This window comes from Bacteroides sp. D20, from assembly GCF_003436255.1.
Classification (GTDB): Bacteria; Bacteroidota; Bacteroidia; order Bacteroidales; family Bacteroidaceae; genus Bacteroides; species Bacteroides uniformis.
Genome location: NZ_QSOO01000003.1, coordinates 167952 through 185458 on the forward strand (window position 1 = coordinate 167952; position 17507 = coordinate 185458).

General features: G+C 50.9%; 9 protein-coding genes. 2 read left to right on the forward strand and 7 right to left on the reverse strand.

Features of this window, described 5'->3' with window-relative positions; genetic code table 11:
* Positions 1 to 149 precede the first annotated feature (149 nt).
* Complete coding sequence (locus tag DXD78_RS04190; protein ID WP_009037433.1) at positions 150 to 2375, forward strand: glycoside hydrolase family 3 C-terminal domain-containing protein; 2226 nt, start codon at positions 150 to 152, stop codon at positions 2373 to 2375.
* 258 nt (positions 2376 to 2633) lie between these two features.
* On the forward strand, positions 2634 to 3299 hold the full coding sequence (locus tag DXD78_RS04195) for an MIP family channel protein (RefSeq protein WP_085931073.1): 666 nt from the start codon (positions 2634 to 2636) through the stop codon (positions 3297 to 3299).
* Between the two features lie 134 nt (positions 3300 to 3433).
* Here DXD78_RS04195 and uxuA read toward each other — a convergent pair whose 3' ends face one another.
* The 7 genes from uxuA to DXD78_RS04230 all read right to left on the reverse strand — a co-directional run bounded on the left by uxuA (position 3434) and on the right by DXD78_RS04230 (position 17480).
* A complete protein-coding gene (gene uxuA, locus DXD78_RS04200) occupies positions 3434 to 4606 on the reverse strand; it encodes a mannonate dehydratase (RefSeq protein WP_009037432.1) in 1173 nt (390 codons plus the stop codon).
* Positions 4607 to 4640: 34 nt separating this feature from the next.
* On the reverse strand, positions 4641 to 5453 hold the full coding sequence (locus tag DXD78_RS04205) for an SDR family oxidoreductase (protein WP_005833879.1): 813 nt from the start codon (positions 5451 to 5453) through the stop codon (positions 4641 to 4643).
* 93 nt (positions 5454 to 5546) lie between these two features.
* Positions 5547 to 7991 (reverse strand): glycoside hydrolase family 2 protein, encoded by a 2445-nt coding sequence (locus DXD78_RS04210; protein WP_009037431.1) that lies wholly within the window; start codon positions 7989 to 7991, stop codon positions 5547 to 5549.
* Between the two features lie 208 nt (positions 7992 to 8199).
* Positions 8200 to 10563, reverse strand: a complete 2364-nt coding sequence (locus DXD78_RS04215; RefSeq protein WP_005833875.1) for an alginate lyase family protein — start codon at positions 10561 to 10563, stop codon at positions 8200 to 8202.
* An 18-nt stretch (positions 10564 to 10581) separates the two neighbouring features.
* The gene (locus DXD78_RS04220; protein WP_034529179.1) at positions 10582 to 13242 is read right to left on the reverse strand and encodes a glycoside hydrolase family 2 TIM barrel-domain containing protein; all 2661 of its coding nucleotides are present in this window, start codon (positions 13240 to 13242) and stop codon (positions 10582 to 10584) included.
* Positions 13243 to 13436: 194 nt separating this feature from the next.
* Positions 13437 to 16412 (reverse strand): glycosyl hydrolase family 28-related protein, encoded by a 2976-nt coding sequence (locus DXD78_RS04225; RefSeq protein WP_009037428.1) that lies wholly within the window; start codon positions 16410 to 16412, stop codon positions 13437 to 13439.
* Between the two features lie 18 nt (positions 16413 to 16430).
* Positions 16431 to 17480: a DUF4466 family protein gene (locus tag DXD78_RS04230; RefSeq protein WP_009037427.1), complete on the reverse strand. Its 1050-nt coding sequence runs from the start codon at positions 17478 to 17480 to the stop codon at positions 16431 to 16433.
* Positions 17481 to 17507: the final 27 nt, after the last annotated feature.

Genomic DNA, 17507 nt, shown 5'->3' on the forward strand with positions numbered 1-17507 from the left:
CCGGATGTTATGGGTACTCACTATACGGGTGTAAGGACTTCAGTTCCTATGTAGGTAGGGCTAAGTCATATTCCCTTGTATGTTGGGGATTATCAATGGTACGGACTGATTATGATTGCTTACTTATATAACAACTTAATTATACAACAATGAAAAAAGTATTATTCGGTTTGGTTCTGGCCGCTGTCGCGCTGCCTCTTTCGGCCCAGCAGAAGCCCGTCTATCTGGACGCAAGCAAACCTATTGAAGAAAGAGTGGAAGACGCCTTGAGCCGTCTGACCCTGGAAGAGAAAGTGAAGTTGACTCATGCGCAAAGCAAGTTCAGCAGTGCGGGTGTGCCCCGTCTGGGCATTCCCGATGTATGGACGGACGACGGCCCCCACGGCATACGTCCCGATGTGTTGTGGGACGAGTGGGAACAAGCCGGATGCACCAACGACTCCTGCGTGGCTTTCCCTGCCCTGACCTGTCTGGCGGCAACCTGGAACCCCGAAATGTCTCTCCTTTACGGACAGAGCATCGGTGAAGAGGCGCGCTACCGCAACAAGTCCGTCCTGCTGGGCCCCGGTGTCAATATCTACCGCACACCGCTCAACGGACGCAACTTCGAGTATATGGGTGAGGACCCTTATCTGGCCGGAAAGATGGTGTCGCCCTATATCCGGGGCGTGCAGCAGAACGGCGTGGCTGCCTGCGTGAAACACTTCGCCTTGAACAACCACGAAGTGAACCGCCACACCACCAACGTCATCGTGGACGACCGTGCTCTTTATGAAATCTATCTGCCTGCTTTCAAGATGGCCGTGCAGGAAGGCGGAGCGTGGAGCATCATGGGTGCCTACAACCTATACAAAGGCCAACATCTTTGTCACAACCAATACACATTGAACGATATATTGAAGGGCGAATGGGGATTCGACGGCGTAGTCATTTCCGACTGGGGCGGCACGCACGATACCCGGCAAGCCATCACCAACGGGCTGGATATGGAATTCGGCAGTTGGACCAACGGGCTCTCGAACGGTGCCAGCAACGCATACGATAACTATTATCTGGCAAATCCCTATCTGAACCTCATCCGCGAAGGTAAGGTAGGTACCACGGAACTGGACGACAAGGTACGCCGCATTCTGCGCCTTATCTTCCGTACGGTGATGAACCCCGATCGTCCGTGGGGAAGCATGCTCTCTCCGGAACATTACGAGGCTGCCCGCCGCATCGGTGAGGAGGGCATCGTACTGTTGCAGAACAAGGGCAATGTGCTCCCGATAGACCTGAACCGGGCTAAAAAGATTCTTGTAGTGGGCGAGAATGCCATCAAGATGATGACCGTAGGCGGTGGTAGTTCTTCCCTGAAGGTACAGCGCGAACTCTCTCCGTTGGACGGCATCAAGCAGCGTGTGGCCGGCAAGGCCGAGGTGGTCTATGCCCGTGGCTACGTGGGCGATGCAAGCGGTGAATACAACGGGGTGGTGACCGGACAGAATCTGAAGGATGACCGTACTCCCGAAGAGCTGATAGCTGAAGCCGTGAAAGAGGCCCGGGATGCCGATTATGTCATCTTCATCGGCGGCTTGAACAAGAGCAACGGCCAGGACTGCGAGGACTCCGACCGTAAGGGTCTGGGCTTGTCCTACGGTCAGGATGCCGTTATCTCCGCACTGGCCGAGGCGAACAAGAATCTGATTGTCGTCAACATCTCCGGCAACGCCATTGCCATGCCGTGGGTGAACGAGGTGCCTGCCATCGTGCAGGACTGGTATCTGGGTTCCGAAGCCGGCAGTTCCCTTGCCGCCATCCTCATGGGTGATGTCAATCCCAGCGGCAAGCTTCCGTTCACCTTCCCCGTGAAGCTGGAGGACTGCCCGGCCCACAGCTTGGGCGAATATACCGGCAAACGGAGCAAGGACATCATCGACATCAAGTATAATGAAAGCATCTTCGTGGGCTACCGTTGGGCCGATAAGCAGAAGAAGGTGAAACCGTTGTTCCCCTTCGGCCACGGTTTGAGCTATACCACTTTCGAATATGGCAAGCCGACGGCCGACAGCAAGACCATGCAGGCCGACGGTACGCTGACCGTGAAGGTTTCTGTAAAGAATACCGGAGCGCGCGAAGGGCAGGAAGTTGTCCAACTGTACATCAGTGACAAGAAGTCCTCTCTGCCTCGTCCCGTCAAGGAACTGAAAGGTTTCCAAAAGGTGAAACTGGCTCCGGGCGAAACAAAGGAAGTCACATTTACCATTGATAAGGAGGCTCTTAGCTTCTTCGATGACACCCAGCACGCTTGGGTGGCCGAGCCGGGCAAGTTCGAGGCTGTCATAGCAGCTTCGGCAGCCGATGTGAAGGGAACGGTTCCTTTTGAATTGAAATGATGTAGGAAAATAAAGTTTCCTTTTAGGTTATTATCAAAGATAGTGTAGATGGAGGGTGTGGCCGTGAGGTTGCACCCTTTCTTTGTACTCTTTACAAGCCAATATGTTTTCTTATATTTCTGAGTTTCTTCGGGTTGGCTAAGGAAGATGCAGATATGCTGGATGTTAGAGTTAAAGCAGTGATGTTTTGTAGTAATGGGTGAGTTTTTACCGCCGTGTTTGGGCAGATTTTCATCTTTTATATTTATTTTTACAGAAATGATCGGGACAATGGTTCTTGTCCTGATGGGATGTGGTAGTGCTGTCTTTGCCGGAAGTGCGGCGGGGGCGGTTAGTGCAGGTGTCGGAACGCTGGGAGTGGCTTTTGCTTTCGGCTTGTCCGTTGTGGCGATGGCATACGCTATCGGAGGAATCTCGGGCTGTCATATTAATCCTGCCATTACCCTGGGCGTTCTGTTGTCCGGCAGGATGAGCGGGAAAGATGCAGCCATGTATATGGTGTTTCAGGTTATCGGGGCGGTTATCGGTTCTGCCATTCTTTATGCATTGGTGTCTACGGGCGCTCATGGTGGTCCTACGGCTACCGGTTCCAATGGGTTTGCTGACGGAATGATGTTGCAGGCATTCATTGCAGAGGCTGTGTTCACGTTTATCTTTGTGCTGGTTGTGTTAGGTTCTACTGATTCCGAGAAGGGGGCGGGTAATCTTGCAGGATTGGCCATTGGTCTTACGTTGGTATTAGTGCACATTGTTTGTATTCCTGTTACGGGAACTTCTGTCAATCCTGCCCGTAGCATCGGTCCGGCACTGTTCCAGGGTGGCGAGGCTCTCTCTCAGTTGTGGCTGTTCATTGTAGCTCCGTTTGTGGGTGCTGCGCTGAGTGCCGTTGTATGGAAAGTGCTTGCTGCAAAAGAAGGTAAATAAATGTCGGCAGACAGTGCCTTAAGAAGAGGCGGCTGATGGCAGAAAACTTATAAAGGGAAGCCCTCCGTCCGAAACTTTGAAGTTTCGGACGGAGGGCTTCCTGTTCTTTCCTTATGCTTGCTATATCTTGTGCCTTATTCGTACAGCGATTTGGCTATACCCATTTCCAGTCCACGAAGCTCTGCCAGTCCGCGCAGACGGCCGATACAGGAATAGCCGGGATTGGTTTTCTTCTTCAAGTCGTCTACCATCTGGTGTCCGTGGTCGGGTCGCATCGGGATAGAGACACCACGGCGTTGTTGCAGTTCAAGGAAGGCTTTCATCACGTGATACATGTCCACGTCTCCTTCCAGGTGGTTGGCTTCGTAGAAATTGCCTTCGGCGTCGCGTTGTGTACTGCGCAGATGGACAAAGTTGATGCGGTCGGCAAATTGCTGCATGATGGCTGCACAATCGTTGGCGCTGCTTACACCGAGCGAACCGGTGCAGAGGCAAAGACCGTTGCTCTTGTTGGGAACAGCGTCAATCAGTGCCTGGAAATCGGCAGCACAGCTCATGATGCGTGGCAGGCCGAGGATGGAGCACGGTGGGTCGTCCGGATGGATAACGAGCATGACACCTGCTTCGTCGGCTACCGGAGTGATTTCTTGCAGGAAATAGATCAGGTTGGCACGCAGGCGTTCCGGAGTGATGCCCTTGTAGCGGTCCAGTTCCTGTTGGAACTGTTCCAGGGTGAAGCTTTCTTCTGAGCCGGGAAGTCCGGCAATCATGTTGCGTACAAGCAGTTGTTTGTCTGCCTCTGTCATCTGTTCGAAGCGGGCACGGGCTTTGGCCTTTTCTTCATCGGTGTATTCGCCTTCTGCACCGGGACGACGTAGCAGGAAGAGGTCGAAGGCGATGAAAGAGGCACGTTCAAAGCGGAGGGCACGACTGCCGTCGGGTAGTTCGTAGGCGAGGTCGGTACGTGTCCAGTCCAGTACGGGCATAAAGTTGTAGGTGACAATGTGAATGCCGCATTTGCCCAGGTTACGCAAGCTCTCTTTATAGTTGTCGATATACTTCCGGAAGTCTCCGGTTTGGGTCTTGATATGTTCGTGTACGGGTACACTTTCTACTACAGACCAGCGCAGACCGACGGCTTCAATCATTTCTTTCCGTTTCTTGATTTCCTCTACTGTCCATATTTCCCCGTTTGGAATATGATGCAAGGCGTTTACAATGCCGGTAGCCCCGGCTTGTTTGATGTCCCAAAGGCTTACCGGGTCGTTGGGACCGTACCAGCGCCAGGTTTGTTCACAAAGAATCATGTTATTTATTGTTTGATGATTTGCAATTTACTATTTACATGGCGAATGCGTTGAACCCTCCGTCCACTACAGCCACCGTACCGGTGACAAAGCTGGAAGCATCGCTGATGAGGTATTGGATGGTTCCGCAAAGCTCTTCTGCACGGCCCATACGTCCGAAGGGAGTTTGGCGAATCACATCTTGCCCACGTTCCGTGTAGCTTCCATCCGGGTTCGTCAGCAGGGCACGGTTCTGCTCTGTGAGGAAAAATCCGGGTGCGATGGCATTTACACGAATACCTTCACCAAACTTCTTGGCAACTTCCGTAGCCATGAAGGCTGTGAAATTGGAGATACCGGCTTTTGCGGCAGCATATCCGGCTACACGCGTCATGGGGCGGAAAGCAGCCATGCTGGAGAAGTTGACAATAGCGCCTGTCTTCTGTTCCACCATCGGTTTGAGGAAGACTTGTGTAGGCAGTACGGTACCCGTCAGGTTTAATTCAAGCACCCGTTGGAACTCTTCTATCTTCAAATCGAAGAAAGTGCCCGTGGGCGCGATGGTGGCACCCGGCATATTTCCGCCGGCTGCATTCAGCAGGGCATCTATGCGGCCATAGGCTTTCAGTATATCTGCCAGGTTCTGTTCCAGTATCTCCCGGTTCATCACGTCTGTAGTAAGGAACAAGGCCTCTCCGCCATTTGTCTTTATTTCGTTGACGATGGCGTTTCCTACCTCTGCTTTGCGACCTAAGATTACTACTTTCGCTCCTTCTTCCGCCAGATGAAGAGCGATAGCCTTTCCTAATACTCCTGTTCCGCCGGTTATTACTACTACTTTGTCTTTGATGTTGAATAAGTTCTTCATAATGTTATGTATTAGTTTATAAAATGAATCTTTTTCGCAAAGTTAGGGATTAAATCATTTTCAGTGCTTAAATAGAGTGCTAAAATACTTATCTTACTGGCCGGAAACGGAAATTAGTGCGGTTTTTAAGATTCGTTTGCTATCAGATGCACTCACCACGACGGGTGCGTGCTGCTTGTTTACGCGGATACTTGCCCGCCCGTTAGCAGCTTGTATGCGGAGTGAGCCTTGCGCGGTGCCTTGGTTGCGGAGCAACGCTTCACTGTCCGTGCAGCCGAATTCTATGAACTGGCAGGCATCCAGGCAGCGTATGCCGTTTTCGTCTATCAGTTCAGCCTGCACAAGTATGGTTTCCGCATCCTGGGCGGTCTGCGTCAGAAGTATTCTTGACGGTTTGCCCCAGGTTCGGGTTTGATACTCCTGCTGAATTTCATCGTCGAGGCGCAGCTTGCCGTCATAGCCCGTGGCGGTAATCTTGTTGTTTCCTTCTCGTAATGGCACATTCCAGCGCAGCCCTGCTGCCGGAAAGTCCTGGCTGTTGCGCTTCTTCCGTCCTTGCGACACACCGTTGACAAACAGCTCCACTTCGGGGCAGTTGGAATAGACCAGAATTTCCTTGGGCTCGCCCGGCTTACCCCAGCGCACCGGCCAGGAGTGTCCATAGATGTGCAGCATCGGTTTGCTGCTCCAATAGGATTGAAAGACGTAATAGCTCTCTTTCGGGGTGCCGTCGCGTTGCACCACCCCCTTCTGATTGACGTAAGGGATGGGATTGTCCGGGCGCAGCGGAGTGGAAAAGTCCTTGAAAGTCCAGAAGAGGCTTCCCGTAAGCCGGGGCATGGTCTCTTGTTCTTTCAGGTGCCAGTCGAAGAGGCGGATGATATAACTTTCGCTCCAGTCGCCGTTGCGGTCTGCGGCTTCGATGTCGAAGTTATCTATTCCTTTTCCGCCCGTCTCCTTGTTCACTTCCATATGGCGCCCGGCATGGCTGTCGCCTCCCCATTCGGCATGGAGGAAACGGGTGGTGGCGTTTATTCCGGCCGTCTCCATCTCGCGGTAGTTGCGGAAGCGGCGGCCATACCAGCCCGCCCAGATGGTGGGGGAGTAAACGTCCACAATGTCTTTGCAGAACTCGCAGCGGCGAATGGCTGTGGAGCGCGTCGGGTCGAGGCGATGGGCAAGGTCGTGCAGCTCGCCCATAAAGGCGCGTATGCTGTCTTTTTCGAACGTTTGGAAATCGCCCGGCCAGTCGTTCTCATTGCCCAGCCCCCACAGGATGACGGAAGGATGGTTGCGATGTTGCTCAATCATATTGGTGAGCATCCGGCGCGCCTGGTTCTTGTAGCTCTCTCCGCCCAGACCGCCGCGGCACCAGGGTATTTCTTCCCAGACGAGAAGTCCCAGCTCGTCGCAGAGCCGCAGAATGATGCCGGACTGCTGATAGTGCCCCAGGCGGATAAAGTTGGCACCCATCTCTTTTATTTGTTGCATTTCGGTGCGCATCATCTCTTCGGTCAAGGCAGCGCCTACTCCGGCATGGTCTTCATGGCGGTGGGTGCCGCGCAGCAGCAGCCGTTCGCCGTTCAGGTAGAAAGGCCCTTTCTCTTCGAAGCGGAAATGGCGGAAGCCGAAGTGCTGGGTGGTGCGCAGGGTATCTCCGTTGTCGATAAGTTCTGCCACGCAGGTGTAGAGAGCGGGAGAGTGGGGGCTCCACAGCTGCGGGCGTTTCAGGGAGATCTGGTACGAGGATATTTCCGTAAGCTCGGATGATATGGAATTAACCTCCTTGCCTTCGGGTGAGAAGACGCGGAGAGAGAACTCTTTTGCCTTCTTCTCCTTGCCGGATAGTCCGCCGAAAGCAATGTCTATCGAGATACTGCCTTGCTTCCCTTTCTCATCGGTTGTTGCTTCTATCCGTATCTGCTCAAAATGGACGGCAGGCGTATAGACGAGGTTGACATATCGGTAGAGTCCGCCGTAGAGGTTGAAGTCGGACATATCGGAAGGAATAAGCTCCGTGTCGCGGCTGTTGTCGCAGCGAATGGCAATAGGAATCTTTCCGCCGAAACGCTCCCGGCAGAGCGGCGTGCGATGGAATGCTTCCACGGCTTCGGTGATGTCTGCCTTCCACTCGTCGTAACCACCCACGTGCGAAGCGATTCGGGTGGTATAGACATATACCTCTGTCTTCTGTCCCGCGCCTTCAAACTCCAGGCAGGTACGTCCGTTGGTATAGGGATTCTCTATGTTGAGCATGGTGCGATACCAGCCGGGGCCTTGATAATAGTTCACATCAGGGTCAACGGCGTCTTCCGCATTGAAGCAGTGGGGCAGGGTGACTTTCTGCCAGAGGGGAACGGTTTCGGGCTTTCCTGCTCCGGTGATAGGGCGCATCACTTCCCAAATGCTTCCCATATCCTGGCGGATAAACTCCCAATGCTCCGTAAGACGTTGCTTGCGGTCGGTAGGAATCAGTGCGTGTGCCTGCAACAACAGGCTGCTGAACAATAGACTAAGTAGGATTCGGGGTGCTTTCATGGTATGTTATAAAAATGATACATATATACGTCCTGCGGGGTATATATATAAAAGTTGTTAGGTATTAAGGACAAAGTTCTGAGGTATAGGGAGAAAAGTTCTTTTCTCTTAAGACAATTCTCTGTTCGCAGCTTGCGGATAAACATTCGCAGTGCGCGGATAAGCGTTCGCAAGCCCCGGATACATATCCGCAGCTTGCGAATAAACTTTATTTCATGTCCAGCGCCTCTTTCCTTGCCAACGCTTCCAGATAGAAGTAATCGGCATAGTTCAGCGGCACATCTATTTCGCTTCCTCCCGGATGATGTCCCGTGGAATGCAGCAGCAGGAAGCCGTAGTGAGTGCCCGGTTCTGCCCGGTAATGCTTGTTGAGGCTATCGACAATCTTGTCGGCAACGGCGCGATACTGTTTACCCTTCTCCGGAGCTACGTAGGTGCAGAGTTCATATAAACCCGAAGCGATGAGTGCGGCGGCAGAAGCATCGCGTGGTACGTCGGGGTTGATGTTATCGGGGGTGCAGTCCTTAATGACATCCATCTTCATATCCCAGTAGGGCACGCCGTCTGCCGGCATGTTGGGCAGGTTGAGGAAGAAGTCGGCAATGCCTTCCGATTGTTTCAGATAGGCGGGGTCTTTGGTGAAGCGGTAACACATGGCAAAGCCGTACATCCCCCAGGCTTGTCCGCGGCTCCAGAAGGAGTCGTCCGAGTTTCCCTGGTGTGTACACTTCAGGCGGACTTCACCTGTTTCCGGATGGTAGTCCACTACGTGATAAGAGGAGTAGTCCGGACGGAAATGATTCTTCAGTGTAGTGTTGGCATGGTTCACGGCGACATTCCAGTAAATGGAATCGCCCGTCAACTGCGTGGCGCGGAACAGCATTTCTAGGTTCATCATATTGTCGATGATGACCGGATATTTCCATCGGTCGCGATTGTGGTCCCATGAGCGGATGCTTTTCACCTTCGGGCTGTAGCGGGTAATCAAAGTCTTGGCACTTTGCAGCACCACATCCTTGTAAGAGCGTTCACCCGTCAGTTCATACGCCTTTCCAAAGCTGTCGTACATCATAAAGCCGAGGTCGTGCGTGCCCTTGTGCCACTTGGCTTCTTCAATAGGCCAGGTCCACGAGATGGCAGCCCGGCGCCAGTAATCATCATGCGTATAGGCATATACCTGCCACAACGAGCCGGGGAAGAAACCCGAGCACCAATCGTGGGGATGTATCATAGCCAGCGAACCGTCTTTATGGATGCTGCGCGGCATGACGCGACGCCGGGCAGCATTCTTCTCCTCTTTCTTTGCTTTGTCGGCGCACTGCATGGCAAATTCCAGTTGTTTGCAGGCAAAGGCATAGGCGTTATCCACTTCGGAGGGTTGCACATAGAGCAAGTTGAAGCGGTCTTTCCACTGAATGACTCTGTGGGCTTTGGATAGTCTCAGATAGTCTTTGCGTGCAGGGTTGAGCAAGCCGGCACGGTATAGGTCTTTACAGAATTCCTGTTGTTTGTAGTCCCATTCGCTAATCTGTTGGTAAGGCCATTCCTCTGTACCCTTTCCTGCATATTGCGCCAGGAAATCCATTGCCCGGTAGAAGTTGCGTCCGTCGGGAGAGGTGGCGTTATCAATCCTGATTCCTATTTTCTCTGCCATGCAGAAGATGTCGAGTAGATGGGTCAGATTGTATTGGGAATAACCGAAGGCAAGCGTGCGGCGCAATTCATGCGGCTGCCGTCCGTCCGGTTCTATCTGGGTGAAGATGCGCTTGGCAGGAACGGCGTTGATAACTTCCCGGGCTACTTTAAGGTTGCCGGTGTAGAGGGCAATGGCTATCACCTGCGCATCGTAGGCCGTACTGTGGTTGTTGGCCTGGCGGGATTCTTCTTGTCCCTGCGGGCTGGTCAATATCCAGTTCAGCAACTTGCCGAACCATGCTTGCAGCTGCTTGGAATCTTTGGCCGTAAAAGACTTCGATTGCTCCAACAACTTCACGGCATCCAGCATCTCTACAAAGGAGTAACTATCCAGCACGCCGTAGCAACGGCCTTTGCCGCCGTTGTGTCCGGGTATCATCTGCGCATACTCCAGGTTGGGATTCATGCGTGTATCCTTGTCGAAGAACCATACGCGGATAAGCTCCGTTGCCTTTTGGGCATACTTCTCTTCTCCGCTGAAGTACCAGGCCAATGCCAGCGTGGTGACGCGGCTGGCGGTTGCTCCCAGGCGGTTGCGGTCGAGCTTGTTCAATTCGGGGTTCGATTCGCCGTCGCGGCTCACGTAAGGCAGTCCGTCGGGCTTTGTGGGGTCCGGCCAATAATAGCGGGCCTGGCTCATGTAGTCGTGCTTGTTGCCACTGGCAGGCACCTTCTCTTTCATCATAACGGAAAGAGGCTGTACATCCAATAGTTTATCGGCCTCCGCTTGCAATGCTTGGTAGGCGGTTGCGTAGAAAGGTTCATGGATGGACTGTTTTACGTTGGCAAGGTGCGTGGCATCCCAGATGGATTGTGCTTGTGTGCAAGGCGCCAGAAGCAATAAAGCAAGCACCCATTGTACTACTTTTAGTTTCATGGTTTTCTATTTTATTGATTAATAAATGTTTCTGAGTTTAATACCGTTCAGGAAGCAAGTACCGCTTGTTGAATGGAAGCGTATATCGATGTATTCTTTGTCATTCGTAATGTAGTACTTCTTTCGCAAAGCACGGAAGTACCCGCTTTCTTTGCAGGGAGAGAGGCTCTCTTCCACCACTTCCCCGTTTATGGAAATGCCGAATGTGTTTTCCCGGTTCTCTTGTTGCCCGTTCCGGTCCAGTTGGTAGGCAATGCCCGCATTCCGGCGGAAGATATCGGTAAAGAGAAGCTCTATTTCATATACACCTTGGGGAGCATCGAAGCGATAACCTTCTATCTCATTCCGGAGGGTTTGGAACAAGGGGTCGTCTGCCGTGTTTTGGATTTCGGTTTGTGCAGTTCCCTCCTTACCGCCGATGTATCCCCAACTGCCTGCGGCATAAGGCTGGTCGGGTAGCCAGGTCAGTTGGCTTTCGTCCGAGGTGAAGAAGCATTGGCTTCCTACATTAACGGCCAGTTCCAACCCTTTCAGGTTGTTTGCATCCAGGCATGCCGGTATGGGAGTGAAGTTTATTCTCAGCCCGTCTTGCACTGTCTTTCCTTGATAGTTTCCTTGTGCGAATAGGAAAGGATTTCTGTTAGAAAATGGAACTTCGAAGGTGCCCGTGTAGTTCTCTGTTTTCTGCTTTCCCAATGAAATACCGTCGATAAACAGCTCTACTTCAGAAAGGTTGGTGTATATCTTGACCGGCAGATATACGGGAGCATTGCCTTGCTGCACGCCGGCACGGTCTGTCCAGTCGCGGCTGGCAATATGCAGCACCGGAATGTCCTTGCGCCAAGCTGCCTGATAGTAGTGATATACATCTTTCGGGGTACGGTCGGCATAAACCAACCCTTTATTGTTGATGCGTGGCATGGATTCGTCTCGCAGGGCAGAAGAGAAGTCGATAAAGTTCCAGTGCGTGCCGCCGCAGATATAAGGTGTATCTTCCAATACCGGCAAATAGTGTTCGAGGTACTTCTGCTGGTATTCGATGCTGAAGTCAAAAGCACGCGGATGCAGCGAATGTAATCGCTTGTCCGAACCTGCACCATATTCGCTTACAATCATCGGGTGAGTGGGATGGTTTTGGTGTTGTTGTGCCAGGAACTTCTCAAAGCCCGTGAGGTCACCCCCATACCATCCCTGGTATAAGTTCCAGCCTACAATATCGGTGATTTTGCTTAATCCGGTTTCGTTGTAGCTGTTGCTGCCGTGGAATGCCATGGTGCTTATGCGGGTGCTATCTTCTTCTTTCAGTACCTGTTCCAGCCTGTTGGCCAGTGCCAGTGTGCGTTCCAGTACCGGCTTCAGTTCCGCTTCGGTTTTGTACTTCCGTTGGGTTACGAGCAATATTTCGTTCATATATCCCCAGGTGATGATAGAAGGGTGGTTGTAGTGCTGGCGAATCATTTCCCGCAAGTTTCGTTCACAGTTATCTCCATAACCCGGCGTATCGGGCACAATGTCTATAATGGGAATCTCTTCCCATGCCAGCATACCCAGCTTGTCGCACATCTCCAGCAGGGCATCGTCTTGCGGATAGTGGGAGATACGGATAAAATTGGCCCCCATCTCTTTCATCAGCAGGAAATCTCTCCGGTGCATCTCGTCTGTCAGCGCGGGACCTATGGGTTTCTGGTCTTGATGGCGACAGATGCCGCGCAGTTTATAGGGCTTTCCGTTGAGGAAGAAACCCTCATCTCCGTCGAACCGGAACCAGCGGAAAGCGGTGTAATGATTGCTTTGGTCCAGCAAGGTTTTGGTCTTACGGTTGCGCAGGGTTGTTTCTACGCGGTAGAGGCGGGGCGTTTCAGGAGTCCACAATTCAGGTTTCAACACCGGGGTTGTCTCGTTGCTGAAAGCGTAGGTTTCTCCGGCTTTTAGCTGTATATTCTTCTTGAGTGTTTGTAGCAGGGTACCATCCGGGCGGTAGATGGTGTGCGTCAGTTCCAACGTCGCTTTTTCCGGTGCATCGTTCTTTACTTCACCGCGTATGGAGAGGGTTGCCTGCTCCTCGGAAACCTGCGGGGTGCTGATGAACAGACCGTCCGAGCCGTGGTTCGTTAGGTTGAAGTGCTGGTTGGGAACCGCCGTAAGCCAAACATCCCGGTAGATGCCGCCAAAGAAAGTGAAGTCTCCGGAGATGGGAGCAATATCCTGGCGGGCATTATCCACGCATACGGCCAGCGTGTTGGGTGTGTCGAAAGAGAGGAACGGCGTGATGTTGAATGAACAGGCGGTATATCCTCCGGCATGCTCACCTACGTTTTTGCCATTGATATAGATAGTGGCTGATTTGCCGGCAGCATCCAGTCTCAGGATAATCTGTTTCTCCTTCCAGCCCTGCGGCAAGGTCAGTTGCCGGCGATACCAGCCCGTGCCGCGGTAGTAATCCTTTTCGGTATAAGCATCGGTATTCCAGGTATGGGGCAGATGGATGGATGTCCATTTGCTGTCGTCAAAGGCACTGTCGGCTGCTGCGGTGCATTCTCCTTTGAGGAACTTCCAGCTGTCGTTGATGGTTTGGGTTTGGCGTTGGGCGTGGACAGGGGGCAGGACAAATAAGGATATAATAACGGCAGCCATCCAATGGCAGGCCTTTTGCTGGAGTGTATTTTTCTCTCTTTCCATGGTGATATGTTATAAATGATATTACTGCCAAAACTACTAAAAAAGAGGCGGATGTAAAAAAAAACAAGTAGTTATCCGCCTCTTTAACTTAAACCTGAATCGCAACCTTAGTTACAAACTTAAAAATCTAACCTATGAAAATATCACTTTGTCATGATTGATAATCCTAATCTCTTATTATGATAATCCTATTGTTAAAGCTCTATTTGATAGAGCGAAGAAAGAGCTGTGATATAGAGCTTGTTTCCTGATATCAGTAGAGACGTGGGACGTTCCGGCACCTCTAACGTACCTATGGATTCACCTGACGGGGAGAATATGGAAATGTCTCCGTTGGCTACATATACGTTGCCTTTAGAGTCCGTAACTACGCTCCGGTCGCCTCCGTCGGCAAATATGCGACAGTTTTGCAAGAAGCCTTGGGCATCTACATCCGCATGGATTACGCGTTGGTGATATTCATCCAATGTATAGACTGTTTTGCCCGGTACTGCCTTAACCAGAGATGAACAACGGAATAAATCTTCGTAATTCGGAATGATGGTTACACCGTCGGGAGCAACAAAACATTGTTCCGGCTTTCTTCCGTTGTAATACTCGCTTTGAGTGATGGTTCTATTACCCGGATAATAAATTTGTTGCGGTGCAGCAAATTGCTTCATATCCACTAACGGTAAAACTTGGAAACTTTCATCCGGATTATCGGGACGTATTGCGTAAAGCTTAGGAACATAATTGAAGCCCCACAGCCCTCCCGAACCTTTCCAGCCGAATAGAGGACGGTTGCCGTTACGGGTATCGTCATTATTATAGCCGGGTTGGGAGATGTATTTGGTAACGACAATCAAGTTGTCTTGTGTATCGCATGCCAGTGCTACTGCGTTCCAGGGGAAATCGGCAATAGAAGTTACCTGCCCGCTTCGGGCATCCAATTTATAGATGCGGCGCATGCGATGCTCGCAGAAATATATATTTCCCCGGCTGTCTTGTGCCAGTCCGTCAATGAACTCAAATCCGGTGACTACAAGTTCGGCTTTTCCTTTTTCCTGGCTCAATGGGTATTTACGGCTTTCCTTGCCGGTCAATGAAAGGCGTGCCAGTTCCCAACGGCGTGCTTCCCGGTGGGTATTGACATCGTAAAGGCTGGCATTGGAAGTGAACTTTACGCGGGCATGTGCATAGTTGTGAACATTCAGAAACTCAATATCCTTGCAATTCCAGGTGCGTATAGCCGACGGATAGGATTTCAACATGCGCGATACGCGATAGGAATAGAAATTGGCAAAAGTCAGGTTCTTGCAGTCTATCAGGTCCAAAGGTTGCGTATCGATGCCTTCTGCTTCCACTTCAAACTGGAAGTCGTAGATTTTCCAGTTGGCAACATTGCGGAAGATGGCTTCATTGCGTAAATGATGCTCTAAAGACATTCCGTAAATACGTCCCGGGGTATCTGTATGACTGATGTACAGTCCTGCCGAACTATATTCGTTGGCTGTCCATATATCCCGGAATGAGCCTCCTCCTCCGTTTGTAATCCATAGGCTCCAATGCTGGTTGTCCCAAGCACGGGTAATGAGGTCGTGAGTTTCCGGAGTGATGGACATAGGTTTCTCCAAAGGGTTGGCAGCACTTTGTCCGTTGTGGAAGAAACGGGCTTTATCGTGCCCGCTGAATTTGACATCATACATATAAGAGCCTTCGCCTGCCATCCATTTGCAATTGACAGCCCGGTAATTGTAGGCATCGGCATTCAGGAAGATACCGCATACGATGTTCTTTCCACCTTGGGGAGTAGTCAACTGTGCTTGCGGGGCACCGAAGCCGCTGAATGCGGGATTGCCGCCCAAGCTTAATAGGATAGTAGTGCCGGGGTGCAGGCCTATCAGATTCGTGTTTTGTTTCAGAGTCAACGGCTCTTTTACAACGTACCATCCTTGGGGAATATAGATATTGGCATACTTTTGTACTGCTTCCTGGAAAATGTGTGTATCATCACTGAAACCGTCTCCTTTGGCACCCAAGTCGCGGATGTTTATCCATTGTTCCGTAGCAGGAAGCATCGGGGTGTCACCGGTATCCAAAGGAGTAATGCTCTTAATAGGTTCTGTTTCTGTCCGGCGCACTATTTGAGGAGTGTCTTCCAGACTGTCGGCATTAAAACCGAAAGTGAAACGGGTTACCCGGTATGTTTTTTCTTTACCGGGTATTTGTTGGTTTGTAAAGCGCTCCAACGCAAACATAGGAACGTTTTTACATTGAATATTTCTAAGGTTGATTTGTGTTGCTGCATTTCCTGCATCTGTCAGAATAACCCCGGTGCGGTGTACATTCTCGAAAATGCAATCTTCCATAAATAGCCTGTCGGGAGCATTCTCTTTAATCTCTACGGCTACGGGTACATTCTTTGCCCGCATACGAACGATGGTCAATCCTCCTTCATTAGTAAGGATGGCACTCTTACGTTGTCCTTCAAAATAGGAGTTAAGTAGCATAATAGGCCATCCGGGAGCTGACTTGTCTGTGTCAATTCCATACTCTCCTCCGTAAATGGCTATATTCTCCAAATGGTTTCCGGCATCGACAATACCCGCACGGCCTTTTCCCACATGAATGGTTACATTGGAAATAGAGCAGTGCTGTGCAAAATGTGCGCGAATGGCAGAGGCATTGGGATTTCCGCCTTCAATGCGAATATCTACGTTCATCATTGAACTATAAAAAGTCCCTGCATTGGCATCGCCTATACGGCCTCCCGGGCGGTAGCCGCCGCCGATAAACCAAAAAAGGTATTTCCCTTTTGCAGTTTCCCGGGTAACTTCCTGAAAACCGGGTGCTTGCTTGGCAAGGACAAAAACCGGGCGTTTGCCACCATAACCAATGATACGAACACCTGAGGGGATGTAAATCGTCTTGCTGAGTTTATACACTCCTTCGGGGATAAAGAGGATACCGCAACCATTTTCTTTCTGTTTGGTTCGGTTCAATGCTTCTTGCAAGGCTTCGGAAACATCCATACGCCCGTCAGCCTTCACTTTAAAATTCTCGGGAGTGAAATATATAGCTGCCTCATCCACCGGTCGGTCGGTAAAGGCCGACCGGGGATTTTGAGCAGATATTCCTACTGAGAGGATAATCATGAGAAGAAGAGTCAATGTTTTTATTCGGTTCATGTTGTGTAAGGGGTTAGATTACAAAGGATAACGTTTGATACTTACTGTCATCTTACCGCTACCGTCAACGCTGTTCACGTAGATGTATGCAGCCCATTTACCGTCGGCAGTCTTCATAAATGCACTATCGTCCTTTTTCAGGTTCAGTACATAGTTCATGGCTCCGCCTAAATCCAGCGTCTCGAAGTCTATATCGTCCACGTAAACAGCCGGATTGCTTCCTTTCAACTGGGCATCATGCACATTGGCACGTTGTTCCATGGGGGTGCTGTTGGTGGCACCCGAGGGGACAATACCACTGATGGCGATGAATTTCGGGTCCGTTGCAGGAGATACGAAAGAGTGTGCATAGTCAAAATCATTCAGTTTGGCCTGGTAGTTATAGATGAAATCAATCTTGCCGGACAAGTTCAGAGCGTTTACTTCCTCTTTGGTATAAGCCTTCATGTCTTCGATAGAGAAGTAGCAGGCACCTTCGTTCTCCAATTCGATAAGACGTTTCATGTCCATCTTGGAGATTTTGTAATTAGGGGTTTTGTAAGACACTCGGTCGCCTGTACTGGAAACGGCAGTAAAGGTAATGCTGAATGTTTTGCCTTTTGCATCTTCGGGCACTACGAAGTTATAGCGTAGTGTGGCGGCAATGAGGTCTGTCTGGGTGGTTCCAATGGCAATGGTCGGGTTGATGTAATGCGCATCGACTTTCTCCATCAGGTTGGCTGTAGAAATGCTACCGTCGGTAGATGCGTCTTTAACGGTTTGGATAGGCACATCTTCACCGGCACCATAATGTACACCGTTAACATCCATTCCGGTCTGTGCTGTGAACCAGGAGTGCAGCTCAAATCCCGTACCGGTTGCTCCGGTAATGGAGGCAACTGCTTCAGCCTTATTTATTCTTCCATTAGTGGTTCCCATGGCATAGGCAAACTCTATTTTTTCTCCGGCTATGGCAGGAGAAACCGTCTTCTTTATCATGTCATTTTTAATGGCAGATTCATCGTCATCGCTACATGCGAAGCAAGAGAGAGCGATGAAGGGCAGCATTGCATATTTCAATAGTTTCATAACAATATTCTGTTTCTTAGAAGTTTA